This is a genomic window from Algoriphagus lacus (genome assembly GCF_003583985.1).
In the GTDB taxonomy this organism is placed as follows: domain Bacteria; phylum Bacteroidota; class Bacteroidia; order Cytophagales; family Cyclobacteriaceae; genus Algoriphagus; species Algoriphagus lacus.
In genome coordinates this window covers 27325-52003 of sequence record NZ_QXML01000005.1, presented here as the reverse complement: position 1 = coordinate 52003, position 24679 = coordinate 27325, and the positions used below count along the sequence as shown (strand labels likewise).

The window sequence follows — 24679 nt, the reverse complement described above, 5'->3', positions numbered from 1 at the left end:
CATAAATTGGTCAAAGTAGCTTATATGCATCCAACTAATGATTCGAAGAAAAGCTGGATCGAACTCGGTTACGAGCTGTTTTCAGAGGAGGGGCACGAAGGATTGCAAGTTGAACGTCTCGCCCGTATTTTGAACAAGAACAAATCAGGGTACTACCATTACTTTGGAGATAAGGATGTTTTTTTAAATGCGCTGATGGCAGAGCATTTGGAAAGGGCTCATGCCTATGCGGAGCAGATTAAATTGATCAAGGATTTTGACCCTGAGTATATCCAACTCATGGTCAAAAATAAAACCACCATCCTGTTTCAGATGCAGTTGGTCAAAAACCGGGAATTCAGAATTTTTATCGATACAGCACTAAAAGTCAACGAACTTATTGTACCCGTAATTTCCCCTGTTTTTGGCAGGTATTTGGGTGTATCCCAGGAGGAGGCTAGTAAGTTTTGGGGACTGTTGCGGGATTCTTTTTACTCACGGGTCACCCTTAAGACGTTTTCTGCAGAATGGATTTCTGCCTTCACTGCCGAACTCCGGAATATCGTGTCCCTTGTAGGACAAAGGTAAAGTTGGGCACTCGTCTTTGAATTCCCTTGTCTGGAAATTCACCCAGATAAATGAGATACCCATTGGTCAGGTTTGTCCAATCTGAAAAACCAAAGCCCAAATTTTTGCCTAAAGTAAATAGTCGTAACTGTCTTGCAGCTGGGTAGATTATTGAGTTGGGTAGGTGGCTTATTCTTTATCCTTGGGCTAACGAGTTATATACTGGCGGCTGTAAGTATAAAAGAGTTATTATTTTTATCTTGGTCAAGGCGACATAGTTTAAAGGCTCTATCTGTGGATTTTTTACCTTTAACAAATCATTTTGCTCATTTTCATTATGAAAAAATTTATTCTTAGCCTGACCCTGTTCAGCATGATTACCATGTCTTCAACTGCCCAAGTGCTGATTGTGGCGATTTTCGGAGATGAGTTGAATTCCGGAAAAATCGAATTTGGCTTGGACGGGGGCATCAACCGCTCTTGGTACCTGGACAAACCAGGATCGGAAGGCCTGAATAATTTTAACCTGGGCTTTTTCTTCCACATCAAAATGACCGAAAACAGTACGGGATTTATTTCCACGGGAGTGCATGTCAAGTCCAATGTGGGAGCCAGCGGGATGCCGACCTATTCCATCGGTGATTCCGATTTTGATGCCGTCTATGCCGATGGGGAGTTGACCACCAAGGTCAATGTGTTTTATGTGCCGATCATGTGGCAGCAGCGTCTGGGGAAAGTATTTGTCGAAGGGGGAATTCAACCGGGCTTGCGATCCAAGGCCAATGACTACTTCAAGGTGGATGATTTTGGAGGCGAATTGGAGTATAAAAAAGACGTTCGGGATGACTACACCCGCCTTGATTTTGGCGTGGTAGGAGGATTGGGCTATCGCCTGAGCAAAAATCCGGTCAGTGCCAGTGTAGGATTGAATTATTACTACGGGGTGGTGGATGTCTATAAGCCGGAGACCTACAACCTGAAAAACTCCAGCCTGTACCTCTATGCCCGTATTCCGATTGGGGCAGGTAAGAAAGACTGACCCGGCCTTTTCTTTTTGCTAAAATCCCTTGGCTGGATTAACGAGTGGATCGGGCTGGTTCCTCGGCTACTGGAGTCATTTTTTTTGAAATCAAATTCTTTTTTCCAATACCGTTCATTTACATCATTTAGCAAAGGGGCGTTTCCGTGCGTGGAAGTTTGTATTAAAGGCCCTTAGTTGCAAATGAATTGCCTTTGAACCGATAACCTCTTCCCTTTTTGGATCACATTCTGACTGATATTGCCCGACTGGCTTCAAGCTCTTTTGGAGGAAGGAGTTGCTATTTTGGACTTTGGAAGAACCAGAAAAATTGCCTGGACTACTATCATGGTAGTTCGGATCTGGATCAGATTTTGGCCCCAATCGAATCGCTTTGGGAAGACTCCATCCCGAAAGCAAAAAACAAAGGGTTTACGGGAAAATTTCCCGTGATGCATGAAGAAGGGATTTCCTTAGTGGCGTATCAGGCATGGAAATTCGATTTGTCTATTCCTAGCATGGAAGGACTCCTGCTGTTTTTTGATGCTCCCGGTTTGGAACAGAAGAGTATTGAGGAAGATAAAATTCAGCCTTGGCTGGATTTCCTGAAGAACAATCTGGAAAGCTTTATATCAAAAACTTCCGAAAATGAAGCTGCCGTTTTTAAGGCGGTTTTGGACAATTCCTCGGAGATGATCGTATTGATCGATCCCAATCATCGGGTATTGGAATTCAACCGATTTGCCAAGGAGCTGCTTTTTGAATATTTCAAGGTCGATATCCAAAAAGGCAACGATTACCGGGAGTTTGTCATGCCTGAGATCCTGGAATTGTACCAGAACGGGTTTCAAACCGCCTTGCGTGGTGAGCGCTTTTTTGTGGAGCACAATACTGTATCGGATTCCGTTTCCCATTGGTTTGAATACTACTTGTTTCCGGTTTATAATCTATCCGAGGAACTTGTTGGTGTTTGTCTCCGAGGAAAGGACATCACAGCTGAGAAAGCTGCAGAACTGGAACTCAGAAGTTTGGCAGAAACTTTCAATGCATTAAATGAAAACCTCAATGAATCCGTGGTGATTTTATCCAAAAATCGATCTGTTCTTCGATTTAATAACCTCGCCAAAAAAAGGCTTGAGGCTAATTTGGGAAAGGAGATGATTCTTGGAGTTGATTTCTTGGGATTCATTTATGAGGATGGACAAGAGATTTTTTTAGAAAATTTCGAAAGGGCACTTCAGGGAGAGTTGGTCGAATCCGAGGGGACTTATACAATTAAAAGTGGGGACAAGATCTGGCTTCAAACACGCTATATCCCGATTTATTTGGATAGTGGAGAGCTATTGGGGGTAGGACTTTTGTCCAAAAACATCAATGAGCAGAAAATGCTCGAACTGGGGCTTCAGGAAAGCGAGGAGAAATTCAGAAAGATCGTTACCTCTGCTGCCATGGCCATTTTGATCGTGGATCAAACCATGCGGATCTCTACGGTCAACCCTGAAATTTGCAGAATTTTCGGTTACACAGAAGAAGAATTAGTGGGTCAGTCCATCCAACTCCTGATCCCCAACCGATTCCATCACGTTCATTCCAAGCACGAGCATAATTATTCCATGAATGCCAGGCCCATGCGGATGATGGAAAACCGTGACATCAAAGCGGTGAAGAAAGACGGTCATGAAATTGATGTCGAGGTCAGTCTAAATTCCTTTCAGCTGGGAGAAAGTACCTTTTACATGGCCATGATCCTTGACGTGACCGAGCGAAACAAACTGGCTCGACTGCTGGAAAATGCCACCAAACTATCGCTCACCGGAAACTGGGAATACACCGTTTCTCAAAACGGTGAGGACTCCCTTTTCTGGTCTCCCATGACCAGACAGATTTTTGAGGTGTCGGAGGTGTATTTCCCCCGATTTGATGAGCTCAAATTATTCTTTGAAAAGGAGAGTTTCAAAACCTTGGAAGAAGGAATATCCAATCTCTACGCTACCGGGGAAGGATATGACTTGGAACTCATGGTCATCACCTGGAAAGGAAATAAAAAATGGGTAAGAGCTATTGGTACCTTGGAACGGCTCAATGGAAATATCCTGAAGATCTACGGCAGTATCCAGGATATCAACGAGAAAAAGCTTAATGAAATCGAACTGGTCAAATCCCTTCAATCTGTAAAAAACTACAAGGAAGCCTTGGATCAGTCATCTTATGTGTTGGTGACAGGGCTTGATGGTATTGTGATCGATGTAAATGACAGCTGGTGCCAACTGACTGAATATAGCCGGGAGGAATTGATCGGTGCCAACTCAACTATTACCAAATCCGATTATCACAGTGAAGCCTTCTTTGAAGAGCTTTGGAATACCATCCGATCCGGCAAAATCTGGAAGGGTGAGATCAAGGACATTTCCAAAAACGGGAACTACTTCTGGGTGGATACGACCATTGTTCCCATGAAAAATGAGAATGGGAAAGTCTTCCAATACATCACCATCCGAAACGATATCACCGAAAAGAAAAAAGCAGTGGAAGAGCTGGAAATCCGGGCAAAGGAACTTGCCAGATCCAATGCGGAGCTGGAGCAATTTGCCTATGTGGCGTCTCATGATTTGCAGGAGCCGCTCCGGATGGTCACCAGTTTTATGACGCTTTTGAAAAGGAAGTATTCGGGTCAATTGGATGAGAGCGCCAATAAATACATTGATTTTGCCGCTGACGGAGCATTCCGGATGAGAAGTACTATTCTGGATTTGTTGGAGTTTTCACGGGTTGGAAAAGGAGGAGAGGAGAAGCAGGAAATAAGCTTGGATCGCATAATTGAGGAAATAAGCCTCCTCCAAAAGAAGAGTATTGAAGAGTCAAAAGCACAACTTGTTTTTCATGACCTTCCTGTGGTTAACAGCTATAAAACCCAACTCATCCAGGTTTTTGGAAATCTCATCAGCAACGCCATCAAATACCGAAAACCTGATCAATCTCCGATCATAAAAATTACCGCTCAGGATTTGGGGGCCTACTGGCAGTTTTCGATCAGCGACAACGGAATAGGGTTTAGTATGGAGTATTCCGAAAAGGTATTTGTCATTTTTCAGCGTTTGCATACCCGGGCCCATTACCAGGGAAATGGAATAGGCCTAGCGATAGTCCGCAAAGTACTTGAGAATCTCCATGGAAAAATATGGGTGGAGTCGAGTGAGAATATTGGAACGACATTTCATTTCACACTTCCCAAATAGAACTGTCCGTTTTCACTCTCCGGTTTAAAATTTAATAAAATAGTCTAAAGGCATTTCGGTTAATCTGTGCACGAAAAAATGGAATTAAAAACCTTGGAAAAAACAACTGAGCTGGGTAAAAAAGGCAGCTATAAAATCTGGATGGATACAGGCTATGGAATTTTCTGCAAAGAGGGCCCGTCGGGAATTGTGGTGGAACGATTGGCCAGAGAGTTGAATAAGAACAAATCCGGGTTCTACCATTTTTTTGGAGATCGGGAGTATTTTTTTGAAACCATGATGAAGGAGCATCTGGAACGTGCAGATGAAATTGCAGACAGGATTCGAAGAATTGGAACCTTTGATCCTGATTTTTATCAGATCATGATGGACTATAAAAATCCCGTGCTATTTCAAATGCAACTGGTGAAAAACCGGGAAACGGAGCTTTTTGCGAAGACCTTTCAACAATTCAATTCCAAAATTGTGGGCGCCGTAATTCCCGTCTGGAGCGATCATTTGCAAGTGCCCTGTGATGTTGCAATTTCGCTTTGGACCATTGCGAGGGATTCTTTTTACGCCAGAATAACTGAAGAAAATTTCAATTCGAGGTTTTTTGATGATTTGGTTAAAGAGGTAAGTACCCTTGTGAACAGGCAATTTTCAAATTGAGATTCTTGTACAAAGCAGTAAATGGAAATTCTTGTGTGTATTTAATCGGCTGTTATTCTAACCAACTGACCTAATGTCCATTAAAATAAGAAAATGTAGACCTGAATATTGGGAGGAAATACTTGGCCTTTATCAGAAAGTCGCTGCTATTCCGGGAGGATTGGCTCGTACATCTGCTGAAATTTCCGGGGACTATGTCAAAGATTTTCAGCGAAAAGCAAAGGAAACCGGCCTAAGCCTGATTGCGCTTTCCGGGATGGATATTGTAGCGGAAATACATGCCCATAAGCTCCAGCCCCAGGTTTTTTCACATGTATTGTCTGAATTGACGATCGCTGTACATCCGGATTTTCAGGGAAAAGGTGTGGGAAAGGCGCTGTTTTCCGCTTTTTTGGAGGAGGTAGCAACTTCACGTCCGGACATTCTGCGGGTCGAACTGATCTCCAGAGAAAGTAATTCCAAGGCCATTCGATTTTATGAATCCCTTGGATTCAAGCAGGAGGGAAGATTTGAACAGCGAATAGATCGGGGTGATGGAACGTTCGAAGCGGATATTCCCATGGCTTGGATCAATCCAAATTATTCAAAGAGGTAAGACCCCGCTTTTTAAGCGTTAGGATTAGTCGCTTTTTGGACTTTCCTCAATCGTTTCCGATGATTAAATGGAAGATCAGGAAAGTCCCCTCCTTTTTTATCCTTATAATGAGGTATGATAGAGAAGGATTTATCCAGAAGGGCTTTTATTCATCAAAGCCTTGTGGCCGGCTTGAGTCTGGCTGCACTCCCTTTAGTTCCGTCTTTTGCCGGGTCCAAAAAAAACGGGATGAAATTTGGCCTGGTCACCTATGAATGGGCCAAAGACTGGGATCTTCCCACTCTGATTTCCAACTGTGAAAAAACAGGCGTGTTGGGCGTGGAATTGAGAACTCAGCATGCCCATGCAGTGGAAGTCAATCTCTCTGCTTCCCAGCGATTGGAGGTGAAAAAACGATTTGCAGACAGTAAAGTCACTTGCCTGGGCTATGGGAGCAACTACGAATACCACAGCCCGGATGCGGCTAAACTCAACCAAAACATCGAAGGAACCAAGGCTTACATCAAGCTTTGCCACGATATCGGTGCCACTGGGATCAAAGTGAAGCCCAACACCCTTCCCGAGGGAATTGCCAAGGAAAAAACCATCGCCCAGATTGCGGCCTCATTCAATGAGGTGGGAAAATTTGCCCAGGATTACGGGCAATTGATCCGAGTGGAGGTTCATGGACATCTGACTCAGGAGCTGCCCAACATGAAGGCGATTTTTGATCAGGTTACTGAGCCAAACGTGAAGATCTGCTGGAACAGCAATCCGGAAGATTTGCTTCCTCCAGGGCTGGAGGCCAATTTCAACAGTGTCAAAAAATGGTTTGGTGATACCGTTCACGTGCGGGAATTCAATATTGGGGATTATCCCTATGCGGAGCTTTTCCGGCTTTTTTCCAAGATGGACTACCAAGGTTGGATCCTTATGGAAGCGCGAAGCCAGCCCGCCGATCGGGTGGTGGCATTGCGGGAGCAGCTCGATTTGTTCAACGCACTGGTTGCACAATCCAGTTGAAGCAGTTACTAATTCATTAGTGAATTGGTTTTTGGAATGGGAAGCTTTGGATAATGAACCCTGAATAGCGAACTCAGAACCTTGAACCTAGAAGACAGAATATTTAATTATGAATATCGAATGCCGAATAACGAATATTCGAAGTCCACAAATCCGAAATCATTAAACCCATAAACCATGAACGATCAATCCAGACGGGACTTTCTCAAAAAGTCTGCACTCACCACTGCCGGCCTCAGCTTTGGGGCAATGGCTTTTTCCCCAAAAAGTTACAGTCGGATTCTCGGCGCCAATGACCGGGTGAATGTCGGCATTGTCGGTTTTTCGGACCGATGCCGAGGCGCCTTGATTCCAGCCATGCAGATCCATGCCAAGGAAATGAATTTTCAGTTTACTGCGGTCTCGGATATCTGGAGTAGGAGAAGAGAGGAATGTTTGGCGTTTGTAAAGGACAAAGCAGGAGTGGACATCGCCGCTTGCCGAAACAACGAAGAACTCTATGACCGGAAGGATGTGGATGCGGTGATCATCAGTACAGCAGATTTTCAACATGCACTGCATTGCAAAGAAGCTGTGGAGGCGGGCAGAGATGCTTATGTGGAAAAGCCTTTTGCCGAAACCATGGCCGACAATCGGGCAGCCAAAGAAGCCGTGCTTCGTACAGGAAAAATCGTTCAGGTGGGCTCACAGCGCCGAAGTGGAGTAAACTACCATCAAGCCAATGAATTTATCAAGGCTGGAAAATTCGGAGATATTGTGGCAGTGGAAATGACTTGGAATGTCAATCAACCTGGAAGATGGAGAAGACAGGAACTTGCCAGCCAGATCAGAAAAGAAGATACAGACTGGGATCGCTATCAGATGAATCGTCCCAAGACGGAATGGGATCCACGGAAATACCTGGAATTCCGATTGTTTTGGCCTTATTCATCAGGTATTCCGGGTCAGTGGATGGCGCATCAGATCGATACGGTTCACTGGTTTACTGACCTGCCGCATCCTAGAAGTGTAGCAGCGAATGGGGGGATTTATGTTTGGAAGGACGGTCGCCAAAATTTCGATACCATGACAGCAGTATTTGATTATGGGCCATTGAACGATAAAACGAAAGGGTTTCAGGTAATATATTCTTCCAGATTTACCAATTCCGCCGGAGGCACCAAGGAGATTTATTACTCCAATGCCGGAGAGCTCAACTTGGATACCAATATGATTTCTCCAAATGGAGGTTTGCGAAAAAATCAAGCAGAACCCATGGGGCTCAAGGAAAACCTGCTTCCGGAGATGGCATTGGGTGAAGCGGTAAAAGTGGAAACCGGAGCCAACACAGGCGCGGATGATATGACCTCTGCCCATATGCGTAACTGGATGGAGTGTGTTCGCTCTAGAAAAAAGCCAAACGCAGATGTCATGGCAGGATACAATCACTCGATCGCCAATATCATGACTACGGCAGCACTTCGCACAGGTCAGTTTGTGACGTTTGACGAAGCCAATCAGGAAGTATTGGCAGGAGGAAAAGTATTCCAATACTAAAATCAAATCAGATGCACACCTTAATCAAAGCCGGTATTATTGCCGGCTTGTTGCTTAGTTTCTTCTCGGAAGGATCCGATGTGAAAAAATCAAATCAACCCCCATCTTCCGAAATGGCCAATTCGGTAACGCTTGTAAGAAATGATGCGGAACGAAAAGTGGAGGTCTTGGTGAATGGGGAGCTTTTTACCGCTTACCTCTACCCGGAGACGATTGCGAAACCTGTGCTTTATCCGATCAAGTCTGAAGGAGGAAACGAGCTGACCCGGGGATTTCCACTCGCCTCACGACCTGGAGAGCGGGTAGATCATCCGCACCATATTGGACTCTGGTTCAATTATGGAGATGTGAATGGACTGGATTTTTGGAACAATTCGGATGCGATTCCGGCCGAGAAAAAGGGAGGATATGGAACCATCGTTCATACCAAAATTCTAAAAGCCAAGGAAGGAAAAGATCAAGCTGAACTCCAGGTTGCAATGGATTGGGTAGGTCCTGACGGTGAAGTTTTACTCAAGGAGAAAACCACGTTTGTGTTCCGGGTTGCCACCGGGAAACGGATGATTGACCGAATAACTACGCTGACTGCTCAGGGAAAGGAAGTCTCCCTGAAAGACAACAAGGAAGGAATGCTGGGAATCCGGGTGGCGCGGGAACTCGAACACCCTTCCGACAAGCCGGAAATTTTCACTGATGCCAATGGAATTGCTACAGCAGTGCCGACCTTAAATAATGAAGGAGTCACCGGAAAATACCGAAGCAGTGAAGGCTTGGAAGGCGATGCCGTATGGGGAACCCGTGGAAAATGGACCAATCTATCCGGAGAAATCAAAGGGGAGAAAGTCTCTTTGGCCATTTTGGATCACCCAAAAAATGTAGGCTATCCGACGTACTGGCATGCCCGGGGTTATGGCCTGTTTGCTGCAAATTCGCTGGGTCAAAAGGCTCTCAGCAACGGAAAGGAAGAGTTGAACTTCAAATTGGCAGCGGGACAATCCACCACTTTCCGATATCGGATTGTTGTTTATTCAGGTTCAGCAGTCTCAGACCAAATGTTGAATGCGGATTCTGAAGAATTTTCAAAATAGGAAGATTGCCCGTAGCAATTGAGAGGAGGAATTTTGCATTCCTTAATTCAATCCTGCTAGTCCGATCTTGAATTCCACATACCCAAATTTTTGACATGAAATTCATTTCCAAGCTGTTGATACTTATTCTGATGGCAGGTTTTCAGGGGTTGAATGCCCAAACCTTCCATGCAGACATTGTCATTTATGGTGGGACATCCGCGGCAATTACCGCAGCGGTTCAGGCCAAGAAAATGGGAAAATCGGTACTCGTTGTTTCTCCGGATCTTCACCTAGGAGGTTTATCCTCCGGAGGATTGGGATATACCGATACCGGAAACAAAGCCGTGATCGGTGGCTTGGCAAGAGAATTTTACCATCGACTGTATCTCCACTATGCGCAGGATTCGGCTTGGAAGTGGCAAAAACGGGAGGAATACGGAAACAAAGGTCAGGGGACCCCGGCGATAGACGGTGAAAACCGAACCATGTGGATTTTTGAACCCCATGCTGCAGAGCGGGTTTTTGAGGATTTCGTCAGGGAAAATCAACTGGATATCCATCGGAATGAGTGGCTCAATCGTGCATCAGGAGTGAAAATGGAAAGTGGTAGAATCGTTTCGATTCAGACACTTTCAGGAAAAATCTACCAGGGAAAAGTCTTTATTGACGCCACCTACGAGGGCGACTTGATGGCTGCGGCAAAGGTGAGCTACACCGTGGGTCGGGAACCCAATGCCCAGTATGGAGAACGATGGAATGGGGTGCAGGTTGGGGTCTTTCAGCACAACCATTACTTTACGGACTCTATTTCGGCTTACCGGATTCCAGGGGATCCTACCAGCGGACTTTTGCCCGAAATCTCCCCCAATCCTCCCGGAAAAAACGGGGAAGGGGATAGCCGACTGCAGGCCTATAATTTCCGAATGGCGCTGAGCCGAAATCCCAACAACCGCGTTCCGTTTCCCAAACCTGCAAACTATGACCCGTCCAGATATGAGCTCCTAGCCAGAGTGTACGCGGCAGGATGGAAAGAGACCTTTTGGAAATATGACCCTATTCCAAATCTGAAGACAGACACCAACAATCACGGGCCATTCAGCACGGATTACATCGGAAAAAACTACGACTATCCGGAGGCAAGCTATGAGCGGAGAAAGGAAATCATCAAAGACCACGAGGACTACCAAAAGGGCCTGATGTATTTTCTTTCCCATGATCCCAGAGTGCCGGAGGAAGTACGTAAAGAGATGGCCAATTATGGATTGGCGGCCGATGAATTCACTGACAATGGCAACTGGCCTCACCAGATTTACGTGCGTGAGGCGCGTCGGATGGTTGGTGCCTACGTGATGACCGAGCACGATGTCCTTGGCGCTAAGGAAGTGCCTCAGCCGGTAGGAATGGGTTCCTACTCCTTGGATTCGCACAATACCCAGAGATTTGTCACTCCGGGAGGTTTTGTGCAAAACGAAGGAGACATAGGCGTACATCCCAAGCAGCCGTATTCCATTTCCTATGGCACGCTGATTCCCAAGAAAGGCGAGTGCACCAACCTTCTGGTGCCGGTCTGTGTGTCAAGTTCCCACACGGCTTTTGGTTCGATCCGGATGGAGCCGGTGTTTATGATCTTGGGACAAAGCGCTGCCGCAGCTGCTGCCTTGGCGATTGATGGAAATCAGGCCGTGCAGGATTTGGAGTATGAAAAGCTGCGGAAGGTTTTGCTTGAGGAGAAGCAGGTGTTGGAGAATTGAATCGAACTAAAATCTGGTGCTTTAAATGCTGTATTGCGTTGCTCTCCAAAGCACCGACTGTTTGGTATTCTTTGGATAGACGTTGTCAGTTGTTGTTCAACTCATTGGTTGTTTGCTTACTTAACGCCAAGTAGATTTTATCTCTCCTTTTCTTGTTTTGATTTTGAAATGATCATTTTGCTCTCAAGGAAGCTCCTTTTTGTCTTGGAGGGTACTTTTCGAGGGTTTCATAGTGTTTTCTTAGAACATCCTGAATCTGACCTCCCCAAGCGATTCCCAGCTTCATTGCCAACTCCCTGGATTTCCATCCGTCCTGACGTTCAAAAGGATCCTGACGAAGATTGAATAATAAGGCACTGGGTCTGTTGTAATCAAAAAAACCATCTCGTTGCGCTAAGTGGGATTTCCAAGGCCCAATTCGGACAGCGGTAAGCTCACTTTCGTTGTAGTATATTTCAAAGTTCCTGGAGGAAGGTTGATCTCCGGTCCAGTGAGCCAAATTATTGACACCATCGATGTAAACCTGATGAGACTTTTCCAAATCAGTGGCCACTTGGCTGGCCCCTGCAGCTGCAGCAAGGGTGGTGAATAAATCGGTGTGATCTTGGATTCCGTTTGAAACCTTCCTGGCTTTTATTTTTTCGGGCCAACGAATCAGCAATGGAACTCTAACTCCTCCTTCCCAGGTAGTAGCCTTTTCTCCTCTAAATGGCGACACGCCGGCATCTGGATACCAGTCGGTCATTGGTCCATTATCTGTCGTAAATATGACAATGGTATTTTCAACGATTCCCAATTTTTTCAAATGGTCAAGCAGTTCACCAACCTGCATATCCAATTCCATCATCCCAGAGCCATAGAGATCAAATTCTGAGGAATAAGGAGTTGCTAGTTGCCTTCGTTCGGGTCTTAGATGGGTGTAAATGTGCATGCGGGTAGGATTGTGCCAAATAAAAAATGGCTTATCCTCTTTAACCGATGCTTCCATAAAAGACTTCGTTTTTGCGGTGAATTCATCATCCACTGTTTCCATACGCTTGGGGTCAAGTGGTCCGGTGTCTTTAATAATTTGTTTACCAATTCGACCAAATCTTGGATCCGCAGTGGGATCATCAAAGTCAGTGGCTTTGGTATCCAAAACACCTCTTGGTCGATACCGCTGATTGAAATCAGGATCATTAGGCCAAGTCTTCAAGAAAGGCTCCTCCTCTGTATTGAGGTGGTAGAGATTTCCATAAAACTCATCGAATCCATGGACAGTGGGGAGATGTTCATTTCGGTCTCCAAGGTGGTTTTTACCAAATTGTGCGGTTTTGTATCCTAATTTTTTCAATACCTCGGCGAGGGTTGGGTCCCGTTTATCCAATCCAATAGGTGAACCCGGCATTCCTACTGTGGTCAAGCCGGTTCGGATGGGGAGCTGTCCGGTGATCATCATCGCTCTGCCGGGAGTGCAAGTAGGAGCAGAATAGTGATCGGTGAAAAGCATTCCTTCTTTAGCCAAACGGTCAATATTTGGAGTAGGAACCATCATCCCATGGCTGTAAGCTCCGATATTCCACATTCCCACATCATCCGTGCAGATTAGCAGGATATTGGGCTTTTCGTTTTGCTTTTTCTGTTGGGCTTGCACTAAGCCAAGTGCAAAAAGAAAAATTCCAAGAATCAAATTGATAGTTTTGTTCATAGATAGCCACTTAACAGGATGGATGGATTAAATTTAAATATTAAAAACAAATTTTTGTTTTGCTTTTATGGGGAATTATAAAAAAGGCGTGGAGATGCGGGCGAGAATATTGGATCTCACCCGTAGTATCATGAACGAGGAGGGCTTATTGCTGACCTTGGACCAATTGGCTATAAAAATGGGAATCACCAAAGGTCGGATTACGAACTATTTTCCAACCAAGGACCAGCTATTTGTCGCGCTTTCGGAATCCTATGACCAAGCATTTCAAAAAACTGTCCGACAATTTGACTGGTCAAATGATTATAGTCTTTTTCAGGTTGCAGCGCTTTTTTCCCAAATCATGGACAATCAGTACCAATTTCGCTGTGTAATTTATTACACGGTGGTAGCGCCTGTTTCCGAGCTAGGATTTTCTACCCAACTTCAAAAAAGCTATGCCGAAAATGGTAAGGAAGTTTTGGGTTTGGTCAATCTGATGATTTCATCGGGGATTCTCAAGCCCGAAATTATCGAGCCTTCCAACTATGAAATTTTCCTCTTTCAGCACTTGTCAGTGTTCACCAATTGGGTCATGACGATTAGGACCTATCAACGCGAATTAAACTATGAAGCGGAAAAGCACCTGTACCTCAACAGTATTTTTATGTGCTATTATCCTTATTTCACTGATTTAGGCAAAAGCCAGTTTGAAGAGATTAAAAAGCGATAACCAATCTCATCCTATTTTCTGAATCAACTCTGCCGCCTCCGCGATATTTTCCACCTTGTAAAATCGCTCATGCTCCACTTCATGCTTGATCTGTTCGTGCAGCCAAGTGATGTGAAACGGAATATGGATGCCGTGGCCTCCGAGTTCCAAAACAGGTAGGATATCCGATTTGAGACTATTACCCAACATGAGAAATTCATTCGGCTGTACATCTAGGTGACGGATTAGTTTTTGGTAATCACCAACCCGCTTCTCGCTCATGATTTCGATGTGGTGGAAATACTGCTCCAGACCTGATTTTTGGAGCTTTCGCTCCTGATCGACCAAATCTCCCTTCGTCGCTAATACCATCCGATAGTCACCGTTCAAGGCCTTCAAAACCTCTTCCACTCCAGGCAATAACTCGACAGGTTTTTCCAGCATTTCGTGACCGATCCTGATGATTTTGTCAACCAAGGTAATAGGCATTTTATGATCGGTTATGCGTAGGGCTGTCTCGATCATCGAAAGCATAAAACCCTTAATTCCATATCCGTAAAGGGTCAGGTTTTCGATTTCAGTCCGGTACAACTCCTTCATGATCCCGTGTTGAGGCATAAAATCCTCCAGGAGACTGGTAAATTTTTCCTCCGCTTCGCGAAAAAAAGGTTCATTCACCCAAAGGGTGTCATCGGCATCGAAGGCTATTACTTTTATAGGCATGGGTTTTTAGTCAACGGTCCACGGTCCATGGACCACAGCGGAAAGAATTAAACATCAATTTTCAATAGACCCTGAAAGAAAGGAAATCACCAATTTGAACCAGATACGGCTGTCGACTGTGGACAGTTGACTACTTTAAAGTTTCCTCGATCCATGCGAGCAGCACTTCTCTCCAGGATTCCACTGCGCCTTTGTTCAAGCCAAAGCCGAAACCGTGTCCACCTGTAGGATAAATGTGCAGGGAAGCTTTCACTCCGTTTTTATGAAGGGCTTGGTAATACAAAAGTGAGTTTTCAATCGGAACACCCTTGTCATCCTGGGCATGTACAAGGAAAGTGGGAGGAGTCTCAGCATTGACGTTTAACTCCCCGGAAAAGCGATCCATCAATTCCTGATTGGCATTTTCTCCGATGAGATTTTTCCTCGATCCCGAATGTGCGGATGCATCCCGGAAGGAAATCACCGGATAAACCAAAATCGAGAAGTCCGGACGGGCAGAAAGTGCATCAATCGAGTCTTTTGGGCGATTGACCTCATGGTTGTATTGGGTACTGAGGGTCGAGGCAAGGTGTCCTCCCGCGGAAAAACCCATCACGCCGACTTTTGCCGGATCGATGTTCCATGCAGCAGCATTTTGTCTGACCAATCGGATCGCCCGCTGGGCATCCATTAATGGAACTTCCTTGGGGTCGGTTAAGGATTTGGAGATCGGCAAGCGATACTTAACTACGATTCCGGCAATGCCCTGCGCATTGAGCCACTTGGCAAAGTCGGTTCCTTCCCAATCGTAGGCCAAAATTCCATAGCCGCCTCCGGGGAAGATGACCACTGCTTTACCGGTTGCAATTTGCTTGGTCGGCAGGTAAACTTCAATGGTTGGTTTCTGCACATTGGCGATCCGGATGATGCCCTCCTGCCGAACCTCTTCTTCCAATCCCATATCGGTCTGTAACGGAGGGGTACCTGACCAAAGTGGAAGGATGTGGTTTTGGGAGAATGCCATACAAGTGAAGAGGCTGAATAGGAGGGTTAGGAATGGTTTTTTCATGGGTTTTTAGTAAAATCTCAAGTCACTGATTCATTCTGCTTTGAACTCAAAAATCTTCTCCATCAGCGCCCATCTCCAATTGGGAGGTGTGCCGGGAAGGTTGGTTTGGTACTGTCCCAGAAAGGATTCCCATTCCTGCACTTTGGGATTGGCGCTGTCGAGTTTCGCCTTTTTCTCAAAGCTAAAATCATCATCACCTACCAGAATCATGCTCAGCCGGTTGCGCCAGCGGTAAATGCTCATTTGAAGAACACCAGCTATTCGAATGCTCTCCAGAATGGCCGGATCAATGGATTTATGACATTCCACATATGCCTGAATGGCTTCCGGTTCGTCTTTTAAGTCGCAAATCAGAACAAAGGTTTGCATAGTTTTTTAGCTTCAAAATTCATCATTCTAAGTTCGGTGTTCGAAATTCAAAATCCCGAATCTCGAATTCCGAATGATGAAATGGTATTAAGAATTGAGATTTACTTTTTTAACTCTGACTGCAAACAAAAACACCATCAGGAAGCAGAAAAGAGGCAACGTAAAAGAGAAATTCACCTCCGGGACTCCAAATATGAGGATGTCTGTGTAGCCGACTCCTCCCCAGTCCAGGATCATCCCCTGCAGTGTAGGCATGATGGCTCCTCCAACGATGGCCATTACCAGATAGGCAGCTGCAAACTTTGAATCTTCCCCTAAGCCTTCCAAAGCGATTCCATAAATAGTAGGAAACATCAAAGACATCGCAAAGCTGATCCCTACCAAAGAATAAAGACCAATCATTCCCTCCAGGAAGATTGCTCCTAAAGTGAAGCCCATTGCCAACACGGCGAAAATGGCCAACAACCGGGTAGGAGACATGACCCGCAACAGGAAAGTACAAATCCACCTGCCTACAAGGAACACCCCAAGAGAGGCGTAGGCATAATTCACCGCATCGTAGGTGGTTATTCCAAGGGACTCGGCGTATTGGTAGATGTACGTCCAAACCATAATCTGAGCTCCGACATAAAACATCTGAGCCAGGGTGCCTTCGACGAAATTCCGGTTTTTCAACAGGCGTTTCATTGTCGGACCAAAGTTGATTTTCCCTGAACTGTCCTTGCTTTCGGGCATTTTGGCCAAAGAGATTACCACAAAAAAGCCCAGCACCACAAGGCCGAGCAGAACATAAGGATTGCGGATGACCATCAAATCAGCAGTCCGGATCACGGCTTTGCTGGCTTCGTCGAGGGTTTCAAAAATCACCTGTCCGTTTTCATCTGTAGCGCTGGATTGGAGCGAATTGAGAATAAACTGTTTGGCTACAAACAGTCCGGTCAAAGCGCCCATGGGATTGAAAGCCTGGGCTAGATTGAGTCGCTGAGTTGCAGTTGCTTCCGGACCCATGGAAAGAATGTAGGGATTGGCGGTGGTTTCCAGAAATGCCAAGCCAAAAGTCAAAATATAAAGTGCTGCCAGGAAAAAACCATAGCTTTCCCATGCTGCGGCCGGATAAAAAAGACAAGCTCCAAACGCATAAAGGCCTAAACCTAAGAGCACACCGGTTTTGTAAGAGTATTTTTTGATGAAGAACGCCGCCGGCAAAGCCATGGTAAAATAGCCGCCATAAAAAGCCAGTTGCACCCAGGATGCTTGTGTGTTGTTGAGTTCCAGTACTCGCTTAAACGCCGCCACCATGGGATTGGTGATGTCATTGGCAAATCCCCAAAGTGCGAAAAGCGAGGTGATCAGGATAAAAGGAAGGATAAGTTCCTTGGGGACAAGGGCTGGTTTTTGGCTCATAAAGCGCGGTCAAGATGGGTGTAGCCACCGTCAACATACAGGTGCTGACCTGTGATGTGAGAGGCTTTTTCAGAAAGCAGAAAAATGGCCATAGATGCGATTTCCTCTGGGGTTGTCATCCGATGGCCAAGGGGAATTCGCTGATTGATTTCTGCCAGTTTTTCTTCCGGATTGGGAAATGATTGGATCCAGTTGGCATACATGGGCGTGTACACTTCAGCCGGGAGGATTGCATTTACCCGGATTTGATAGGGGAGAAGCTCTACCGCCCATTCACGGGTCAGGGCAAGTTGGGCCCCTTTTGCAGAAATGTAGCCAGAGGTATTTCCTTGCCCGGTTACTGCTGTTTTAGATGAGATGTTGACGATGGCACTTTTGCTTTTTTTCAGATAGGGCAAAGCATAATGTGCCAAATAGTAGTAATGAAACAAGTTTTTGGAAACCGAATTCACATAGGCTTCCGGGCTTCCGTTTTCCAGGCCTACGCCATCATTGGCTCCTGCATTGTTGACTAAACCGTCGATTCTACCGAATTTTTCTACCGTCAATTCCACGACTGACTTGGCTTGTTCTGGAGAAAAAAGCCGGATGGGAATTTGAAGTGCTTTGCCATTGGCCAGTTCAAGGATTTCTTTTCCTTCCTTCTCGGAAGGATCGATCACGACCGGGATAGCTCCTTCCTCGATCAATCCCCGGGAAATCGCCCCTCCGATTCCTTTGGCGCCGCCGGAGACTAGGATGACTTTGTCGTTTAGGTTTAGGTTCATTTTTTTGGTTAACATTCCACTGAACACTGTCAATGGCACGAATTAATTAGCTCTAATTTCCTCTGATATCTTACCCCAATTTGTAAAATTCCGCGGCAGTTTCGCCCATGATTCTATCCTTTTCTGTAGAGGATAGTTGGCTGGTGAAATCATCCACCACTCGATAAACCTGCTCGTATTCTCCTGCAACCAAGCAAACCGGCCAATCGCTTCCATACATCAGCCGATTCGGCCCAAATAATTCCAAGGCGATTTCGAGATAGGGGAAAAGCTGGTCCGTAGTCCATTTTTTCCAATCCGCTTCAGTCACCATTCCGGAAAGTTTACAGTGTACCAATTCCCGCTCAGCAAGAAGGGTCATGGCTTTTTTCCATTCTTTCCATTCTTCAGTTTTGATGTAAGGTTTGGCCAAATGGTCGATTACAAACCGTTGATCTGGACATTTGCTGACCAGCTCCAAGGAAGCCGAAAGGTGTTGGGGGAAGATGAGAATATCGTAGGCATAGCCACGTTGGCCGATTTTGTGGATCCCTCGGATAAACTCCTCACGAAGCATGTAGCGTGGATCTTTGGATTGCAGGACTTCCCGGAAGCCGACCAGTTTTTCGGCACTTGAATAGCTGTCCAATAGTTCATCTAACTGATCACTTCCCAAATCAGCCCAACCAACCACTCCCAAAATCCACTCATGTTGGGAGGCAAGGTCCAGAAGAAAATCTGTTTCCCGTAGGCTTTCATCCGCCTGCACCGCTATGCATCCATCGATTTTGACGTCCTGTAAAATTGGATAAAGATCTCCTGGCAGGAAATTCCTCCGGATGCGACTCATCTCAGGGGTGATCCATTCCTGGCGCTTGGGATCATACTCCCAAAAGTGCTGATGGCAATCGATCCTCATGCTTCCGGATCATTCATCACTACCTGACGGGAAATTCCTAGTCCATCGATTCCCAACTCGACGATATCGCCATGTTCGAGGTATTTGGGTTCCGGCTTCAATCCCATACCCACTCCGGCAGGTGTTCCGGTGGAAATCACATCTCCCGGGAGCAATGTCATGTACTGACTGATGTGGGATACGATCGTAGGGATGTCAAAAATCAAGTCTGAAGTGTTGCTGTCCTGAAGCATTTTTCCATTAAGCTTTAGCCAAAGCCGGAGTTGGTGGGGATCCTCGATCTCTTCCTTAGTGGCCAAAAATGGTCCGAGCGGTGCAAAGTGATCAGCGCTTTTTCCTTTTACCCATTGCCCACCGTGGCGAAGTTGGAAATCCCGCTCACTGACATCGTTGTGCAGGCAATATCCGGCAATGTATTCGTAAGCATTTTCCTTGGAGACATACTTCGCCCGCTTTCCGATGACCACCGCCAATTCCACTTCCCAGTCAGTTTGAACCGAGTTTTTGGGAATGTAAATCGGGTCATAAGGACCGCAAAGGGATGAAGTGGCCTTCATGAAAATGATGGGTATCTCAGGAACAGCCATCCCGGCTTCAGCTGCATGTTTGCGGTAATTGAGGCCCACACAGATGATTTTTGACGGGCGTGCAATCGGTGATCCAATCCGGGCGCTAAGCGGGATTTCCTGAAGATTGGCTTGGTTGGCACCCAACCAGGATTTCAATCGACTGAGTCCGTTGTTGGTGAAAAAATCCTCGTTCCAGTCCTCCCCAAATGAGGAACAGTCCAAGTTTCGGCCTTCTTTATCCTGAATTCCCGGTTTTTCTTTTCCGGCTTCTCCAAAGCGAATGAGTTTCATGTTTTAAGTTCTTTAGGTTAATGAGCGTTTTTCTAAGTAGAGGAAAAGCTGAAGTTTCAACTCCAACCATCGATTGCCAAACTCCGAATATCGAAAACTGAATCATGAATCATGAATAGGTCATCCCTTAATCGACAACCCTACGCATCCTACATTTTCAGCCCCATAAAGCCACCGTCAATGTTGAAGTTGGCCCCTGTGATAAAGCTTCCTGCATCTGAACTGATGAAAAAGGCCAAGTCGGCAATTTCTTCAGGGGTTCCCATTCTGCCGATGGGTTGGGTAGCAGCGAGTTTGGCGAACATTTCTTTTTCCTGTCCCGGGTAGTTTTTTGCCAAAAAGCCATCCACAAATGGCGTATGAACCCGACCGGGAGAAAGGCAGTTGCATCGGATGCCATCCTGCACGTAATCTCTGGCTACACTTAATGTCATGGAAAGTGCTGCGCCTTTGGTCATGCTATAGGCAAATCGATCCGGGATTCCGATGGTGGCTGCTACAGAGCACATATTCAAAATCGAACCACCACCATTTTCTTTGAGCTTTGGAAGGGCAGCTTTGATGCAGTTAAACATTCCTTTAACATTCACCTGAAACAGTCGGTCAAAATCTTCCTCTGAAGTAGTTTCCACTTTACCAATGTGAGAAATCCCGGCATTGTTGATCAACACATTGATCTTTCCGGGAATGGAATGAATCAGGCGCTCTACTTGGGAATAGTCTGCGATACTTCCTTCAAGAAATTTTACCGGATAGCCTTTTTCACTTTCCTCAAGTTGGAGTTTTTGACCTTCTATGTGATTGGTGTCGATGAAAAAAACATGGTAGCCTTCAGCAGCAAACTTTCTCACCATAGCTAGGCCAATTCCACTGGCTCCGCCGGTGACCAAGACGGTCTTGATATTCATTTCAAAAGGGCAGGGTTTAATTAATCTTCCAAAGGAATTAAACTAGAGCATTTTGGGTAATAAAAAAAGGACTTTTCTATTCCTTTTTCTCAGTTGAATTTTGCCCGATTAGATTCAGGATCTGATGGATGATTTCGAAGGTGAGTGGCTTTTCAAAAAAACCAATAACGGGCACGTACTTTTTGGCGGTTATAGGATTTGAGGAATTCACGGATGAAGTGATGAGGATTACCTTGGAAAATTTGTCTTTTCTTTCAACCAATTCATTTAGAAAGTCCCAACCACTCATGTCCTTCAAGTTGATGTCCACCAGCAGATAGCGGTTTGTGCCGGATTCCGGAATCGTACTGAGGTAAGAAAGGGCTTTTTTTCCGGAGTTGAATGGTATAAGCTTAATGCCCGGATCCACTTTATGGATCATTTTTTCAAAGATGACCAATAACACATCATCATCATCAACCAAGATTAATTCTGAATTCATGGTTTCTCTAGCGGGGCTATGTTTTCGGATTTTTTACTGATTTCCCGGACGATTTCATCCAGTTCAATCGCTGAATCTTTGATGTAGTTGACAAGAGTTGTAGTCTCCTCAAATTGATCTGAAATTTCGCTTTCAAGTAGACTTACCAAACCTAGTAGTCTCGCCAAAGGAGCTCTCACCACATGGGACTGAATCCAAGCAATTTCACGGAAAGTCTGGTTTTGTTTTTCAATGGTCTCCACATACCTTAAGCGCTCTGTGATGTCATTAACCAATACGAGCACAGCCTCTCTATCGTTGAAAAGTAGATTACGAATTGTAGCTTCTACCTTGATAATATCCCCGTTTTTTTTCTTGTGCTTGTAAATATTCTTGGGGTCTAATTTTTCACCATTTTGATAAGCTTTTAGTGCTTGATCCATCAATTGCAGATCATCCGCCGGTCTGATATCAGAGATTTTCATCAACAGAAATTCCTCCTCGCTGTAACCGTAATGATCTACCGCTGCCTGATTAATATCCAGAAATCGAAGGGATTTTAGATCATACACCCACATAGGAAGTGGACTCAATTGAAACAGGTCGCTGTATCTTTTTTCGGATTTCTGAATGTCATCAATAAACTTGCTTCGCTGGATCGCATAGATGATGCTTTTGTAAAGAATAACCGGTGTAAGTTCATCCTTAAGCAAGTAATCCGAAATTCCCAAGGACAATGATTTAATACTGAAATCCAAATCTGAAAATCCAGTCAAAGCTACCACCGGAATTCCCTCGGTCAGTTCGAGTACTTCCCTGATCAATTGTTCTCCCGAAAGGTCAGGAAGGGAAAGGTCAAGAAACACCAAATCAAACTTTTTGCCTTTGTCCTCCAGAAGTTGTTTGGCACTGTGGAATGTTTCAACTCGTTCAAGATCTGGTTCAAGGATGTTCTCTGCGAGATATTCTTCAATGAGAATATAATCCCCAAGATTATCCTCAATGATCAGAATATGATAAGGTTTTTCGTCCTTTCGCATTAGATTTAGGTTTTGGGGAGTTTGGCTATATTAAACCAAAACTCTTCGATTTTTGAGGTGATGGTGAGGAAGTCGTCAACATCCAAGGGTTTGATAATGTAACAATTTGCATGCTCTTGATAAGCTTTTAGAATATCAATCTCCGAGGAGGAAGTCGTAAGAATAATAATTGGGATATGTTTTAATTCAGGATGATTTTTTACACTGTTTAATACCTCGTGGCCGTTTTTCTTAGGCATGTTGATGTCCAACAAAATCAGATCTGGTAATTCATTACCTCCCAATTTGGCCTGATGCATAAGATACTGCAATGCTTCGTTACCGTCTCTCAGCACTTTAAGTTCGTTGGAAATTTTGCAGTCCCCCAGTGCTTCCGTGGTGAGCAAAATGTCACCCTCATTATCTTCGACCAAAAGAATTTTTAATGGATCGTTACTCATATTTCTTGATTGTGAATAAAAATTTGCTGCCTTTTTCTGGTGTGGACTCAGCCCAGATTTTGCCGCCATGTTGGGTTACAATTTTTCGGCAAGTGGCTAGACCCATTCCAGTACCTGGATATTTTTCTTTGGGATGAAGTCTTTTCAAAATTCCAAAGATGTGTTCAAGATAATCAGGATCGATTCCTATTCCGTTGTCTTCAACTGAAAATTCCCAAGAATCTTTTAATTCCTTTCCGGTGATAGTAATTATGGGTGCAGTGTCTGATTTGCGGTACTTTAATGCATTTCCGATCAAATTTTGAAAGAGAATTTGCATTGGCGTTTTTAGGCCTTTTATAACCGGTAGGGGGTCAACCAAAATTGTAGCTTTTGATTCTCGGATCAAATCAGATTTGAGTTTGATTACTTCCTCGATGATTTCATTGATGTTTAGAGGCTCTATTAGCTTAAGATCAAATCCAACCTTGGAATAATCGAGTAAATCATTGATCAGATTTGTCAATCGCTTGGATCCTTCCACGGCAAACGAGATGTACTGATTTGCTTTTTCATCGAGTGTGGAGCCGTATTTCTTTTGAAGAAGTGACATAAACGAACTGATCATCCGGAGCGGTTCTTTCATGTCGTGGGAAGCCAAAGAAGCAAAAACTTTAAGTTCTTCATTGGCATTGCTTAAGCTCTGATTGGCTTCGAGCAGTTTCAGTTCTGCATATTTTCGCTTTGAAATATCCTGGGTAGCACCAATCATCCGGATAGGCTTGCCTTGGGGATCACGAACTATGTAGCCCTTGTCAATGATGTAGGCATAGGAGGAGTCGGCTTTCCTCACCCGAAACTCCTGCTCCCAGTATTGATTGTCTCCGTCCAAGGCTTCTTTGATGTTCGATTTTACCCGCTCCAAATCCTCAGGATGGATAATCTTTGTCCAAAAATTATTGTTTCCGTTGCTCTCCTCGCTGGGATATCCCAGCATTTGGATGAATTGCTCTGAACGATAGACTTCATTTGTAAGGAGATTCCAATCCCAGATCACATCCGCAGTAGCTTTGGTGGCCAATTCAAACCGCTCATTAGCCAATAGGATTTCCTCAGATTGCTCCTGTACTTTTTTTCTCAGAATTGAAGGTTGTCTGGCGAAATACCATGCTAAAAACCCAAACAAAACAGAGACGGAAATTCTAAGCAAGATAGACCATGCTGAACTGCTTAGTGCTGTGCTGTTCTTCAGTTGTACGGATAGATCCCAGTTACCCAATTCAATCTTTCGGCTAGATCGATATCCGGAAAATTCAGCAGGATTTTCAATTTCGGGCAGAAAATGTTCTATCTGACCTGAGTTGGGATTGGTCTTCGAAAATTGGATATAGAGAGGGCTATCCGGTGAGTTCTCCATATGAGCAGTTTTGATCAGCGTCTCCATAAAGACAATCACTACAGCAAATCCCCGAAATTGATCTCCATTAAAAATTGGCAGTCGTCCTACAATAGCTTGGCCGCCCTGCATGATTGTGTAAGGGCCGGCAAAATAAATTTCCCTTCGGCGAATGGACTCACTTGCCTCCCTTAGTAATGTGGTGTCTTTTAGGATATCATATCCCATCGCTTTTTGGTGTCTTCCCAATGGGTAGATGGCGACTATTTTGCCACTGTCCAGGAGTTGAATGGCATCTACAGAGGGATTACTTTCCAAAATTTCCCTGCCAATGGTTTCAAATTCCGGCACCACATTGAGGTTTTTGGACAGATAAGCGAGGGTTTTAGCTGCAGAAACACTGTTGTTCAGGATGTTGACGATTTGATTTTCTACCTCGAAAAGTTTGGTATTGACCCGTTCCCGTTCATTGGAAAGTTTGAGCTGATATTCTACGAAGGACAGAAAAAGTGTCAGCGAAAGTGACACCAAAAACACAAACCATCCCGAAAGTTTGGGAGAAGTTGATATTATTGACAGGATCCAATTTTTAAAAGTATTCAAA

General features: G+C 44.9%; 23 protein-coding genes. 10 read left to right on the top strand and 13 right to left on the bottom strand.

Annotation, left to right across the window (positions count from 1 at the left end):
* Nucleotides 1-24: 24 nt before the first annotated feature.
* From D0X99_RS11125 to D0X99_RS11085, 9 genes are all read left to right on the top strand, one after another.
* The gene (locus tag D0X99_RS11125) at nt 25-567 is read left to right on the top strand and encodes a TetR/AcrR family transcriptional regulator (protein WP_147392224.1); all 543 of its coding nucleotides are present in this window, start codon (nt 25-27) and stop codon (nt 565-567) included.
* A gap of 316 nt (nt 568-883) precedes the next feature.
* Nucleotides 884-1585: an outer membrane beta-barrel protein gene (locus D0X99_RS11120; RefSeq protein ID WP_119477905.1), complete on the top strand. Its 702-nt coding sequence runs from the start codon at nt 884-886 to the stop codon at nt 1583-1585.
* Nucleotides 1586-1803: 218 nt separating this feature from the next.
* Complete coding sequence (locus tag D0X99_RS11115) at nt 1804-4800, top strand: PAS domain S-box protein (RefSeq protein WP_119477904.1); 2997 nt, start codon at nt 1804-1806, stop codon at nt 4798-4800.
* Nucleotides 4801-4893: 93 nt separating this feature from the next.
* On the top strand, nt 4894-5451 hold the full coding sequence (locus tag D0X99_RS11110; RefSeq protein WP_147392223.1) for a TetR/AcrR family transcriptional regulator: 558 nt from the start codon (nt 4894-4896) through the stop codon (nt 5449-5451).
* Nucleotides 5452-5524: 73 nt separating this feature from the next.
* A complete protein-coding gene (locus D0X99_RS11105) occupies nt 5525-6046 on the top strand; it encodes a GNAT family N-acetyltransferase (protein ID WP_119477902.1) in 522 nt (173 codons plus the stop codon).
* Between the two features lie 114 nt (nt 6047-6160).
* On the top strand, nt 6161-7048 hold the full coding sequence (locus D0X99_RS11100) for a sugar phosphate isomerase/epimerase family protein (RefSeq protein WP_119477901.1): 888 nt from the start codon (nt 6161-6163) through the stop codon (nt 7046-7048).
* Between the two features lie 177 nt (nt 7049-7225).
* Nucleotides 7226-8584, top strand: coding sequence for a Gfo/Idh/MocA family oxidoreductase (locus D0X99_RS11095; protein WP_119477900.1), 1359 nt, complete (start codon nt 7226-7228; stop codon nt 8582-8584).
* Between the two features lie 113 nt (nt 8585-8697).
* Entirely contained in the window at nt 8698-9672 is a 975-nt protein-coding gene (locus tag D0X99_RS11090) for a DUF6807 domain-containing protein (protein ID WP_119478151.1), read from the top strand.
* A gap of 95 nt (nt 9673-9767) precedes the next feature.
* Nucleotides 9768-11405 (top strand): FAD-dependent oxidoreductase, encoded by a 1638-nt coding sequence (locus tag D0X99_RS11085; protein WP_119477899.1) that lies wholly within the window; start codon nt 9768-9770, stop codon nt 11403-11405.
* Between the two features lie 172 nt (nt 11406-11577).
* On the opposite strand, the gene D0X99_RS11080 is transcribed toward D0X99_RS11085, so the two are convergent.
* Nucleotides 11578-13092 (bottom strand): arylsulfatase, encoded by a 1515-nt coding sequence (locus tag D0X99_RS11080; RefSeq protein WP_119477898.1) that lies wholly within the window; start codon nt 13090-13092, stop codon nt 11578-11580.
* A gap of 67 nt (nt 13093-13159) precedes the next feature.
* Between D0X99_RS11080 and D0X99_RS11075 the strand changes: the two genes are divergently transcribed.
* Nucleotides 13160-13804, top strand: a complete 645-nt coding sequence (locus tag D0X99_RS11075) for a TetR/AcrR family transcriptional regulator (RefSeq protein ID WP_119477897.1) — start codon at nt 13160-13162, stop codon at nt 13802-13804.
* Nucleotides 13805-13810: 6 nt separating this feature from the next.
* Here D0X99_RS11075 and D0X99_RS11070 read toward each other — a convergent pair whose 3' ends face one another.
* From D0X99_RS11070 to D0X99_RS11015, 12 genes are all read right to left on the bottom strand, one after another.
* A complete protein-coding gene (locus tag D0X99_RS11070) occupies nt 13811-14506 on the bottom strand; it encodes an HAD family hydrolase (protein ID WP_119477896.1) in 696 nt (231 codons plus the stop codon).
* 130 nt (nt 14507-14636) lie between these two features.
* Entirely contained in the window at nt 14637-15554 is a 918-nt protein-coding gene (locus tag D0X99_RS11065) for an alpha/beta hydrolase (protein ID WP_119477895.1), read from the bottom strand.
* A 30-nt stretch (nt 15555-15584) separates the two neighbouring features.
* Nucleotides 15585-15923 (bottom strand): L-rhamnose mutarotase, encoded by a 339-nt coding sequence (locus D0X99_RS11060; RefSeq protein WP_119477894.1) that lies wholly within the window; start codon nt 15921-15923, stop codon nt 15585-15587.
* Nucleotides 15924-16010: 87 nt separating this feature from the next.
* Entirely contained in the window at nt 16011-17327 is a 1317-nt protein-coding gene (gene fucP, locus D0X99_RS11055; RefSeq protein ID WP_119477893.1) for an L-fucose:H+ symporter permease, read from the bottom strand.
* Nucleotides 17324-18094, bottom strand: coding sequence for an L-fucose dehydrogenase (locus D0X99_RS11050; RefSeq protein WP_119478150.1), 771 nt, complete (start codon nt 18092-18094; stop codon nt 17324-17326). The genes fucP and D0X99_RS11050 overlap by 4 nt, the downstream gene beginning before the upstream one ends.
* 70 nt (nt 18095-18164) lie before the next feature.
* Entirely contained in the window at nt 18165-18992 is an 828-nt protein-coding gene (locus D0X99_RS11045) for an amidohydrolase family protein (protein ID WP_119477892.1), read from the bottom strand.
* Nucleotides 18989-19852, bottom strand: coding sequence for a fumarylacetoacetate hydrolase family protein (locus D0X99_RS11040; RefSeq protein ID WP_119477891.1), 864 nt, complete (start codon nt 19850-19852; stop codon nt 18989-18991). Before D0X99_RS11040 ends, D0X99_RS11045 begins: the two co-directional genes overlap by 4 nt.
* A gap of 149 nt (nt 19853-20001) precedes the next feature.
* Nucleotides 20002-20760, bottom strand: a complete 759-nt coding sequence (locus D0X99_RS11035; protein WP_119477890.1) for an SDR family NAD(P)-dependent oxidoreductase — start codon at nt 20758-20760, stop codon at nt 20002-20004.
* A 76-nt stretch (nt 20761-20836) separates the two neighbouring features.
* Nucleotides 20837-21241, bottom strand: coding sequence for a response regulator (locus D0X99_RS11030; protein WP_119477889.1), 405 nt, complete (start codon nt 21239-21241; stop codon nt 20837-20839).
* Nucleotides 21238-22260 carry a PAS domain S-box protein gene (locus D0X99_RS11025; protein WP_119477888.1) on the bottom strand — a complete coding sequence of 341 codons (1023 nt, stop codon included), beginning with the start codon at nt 22258-22260 and terminating at the stop codon, nt 21238-21240. Before D0X99_RS11025 ends, D0X99_RS11030 begins: the two co-directional genes overlap by 4 nt.
* Before the next feature lie 5 nt (nt 22261-22265).
* Nucleotides 22266-22700, bottom strand: coding sequence for a response regulator (locus D0X99_RS11020; RefSeq protein WP_119477887.1), 435 nt, complete (start codon nt 22698-22700; stop codon nt 22266-22268).
* A complete protein-coding gene (locus tag D0X99_RS11015; protein ID WP_119477886.1) occupies nt 22693-24678 on the bottom strand; it encodes an ATP-binding protein in 1986 nt (661 codons plus the stop codon). Before D0X99_RS11015 ends, D0X99_RS11020 begins: the two co-directional genes overlap by 8 nt.
* Nucleotide 24679 lies beyond the last annotated feature (1 nt).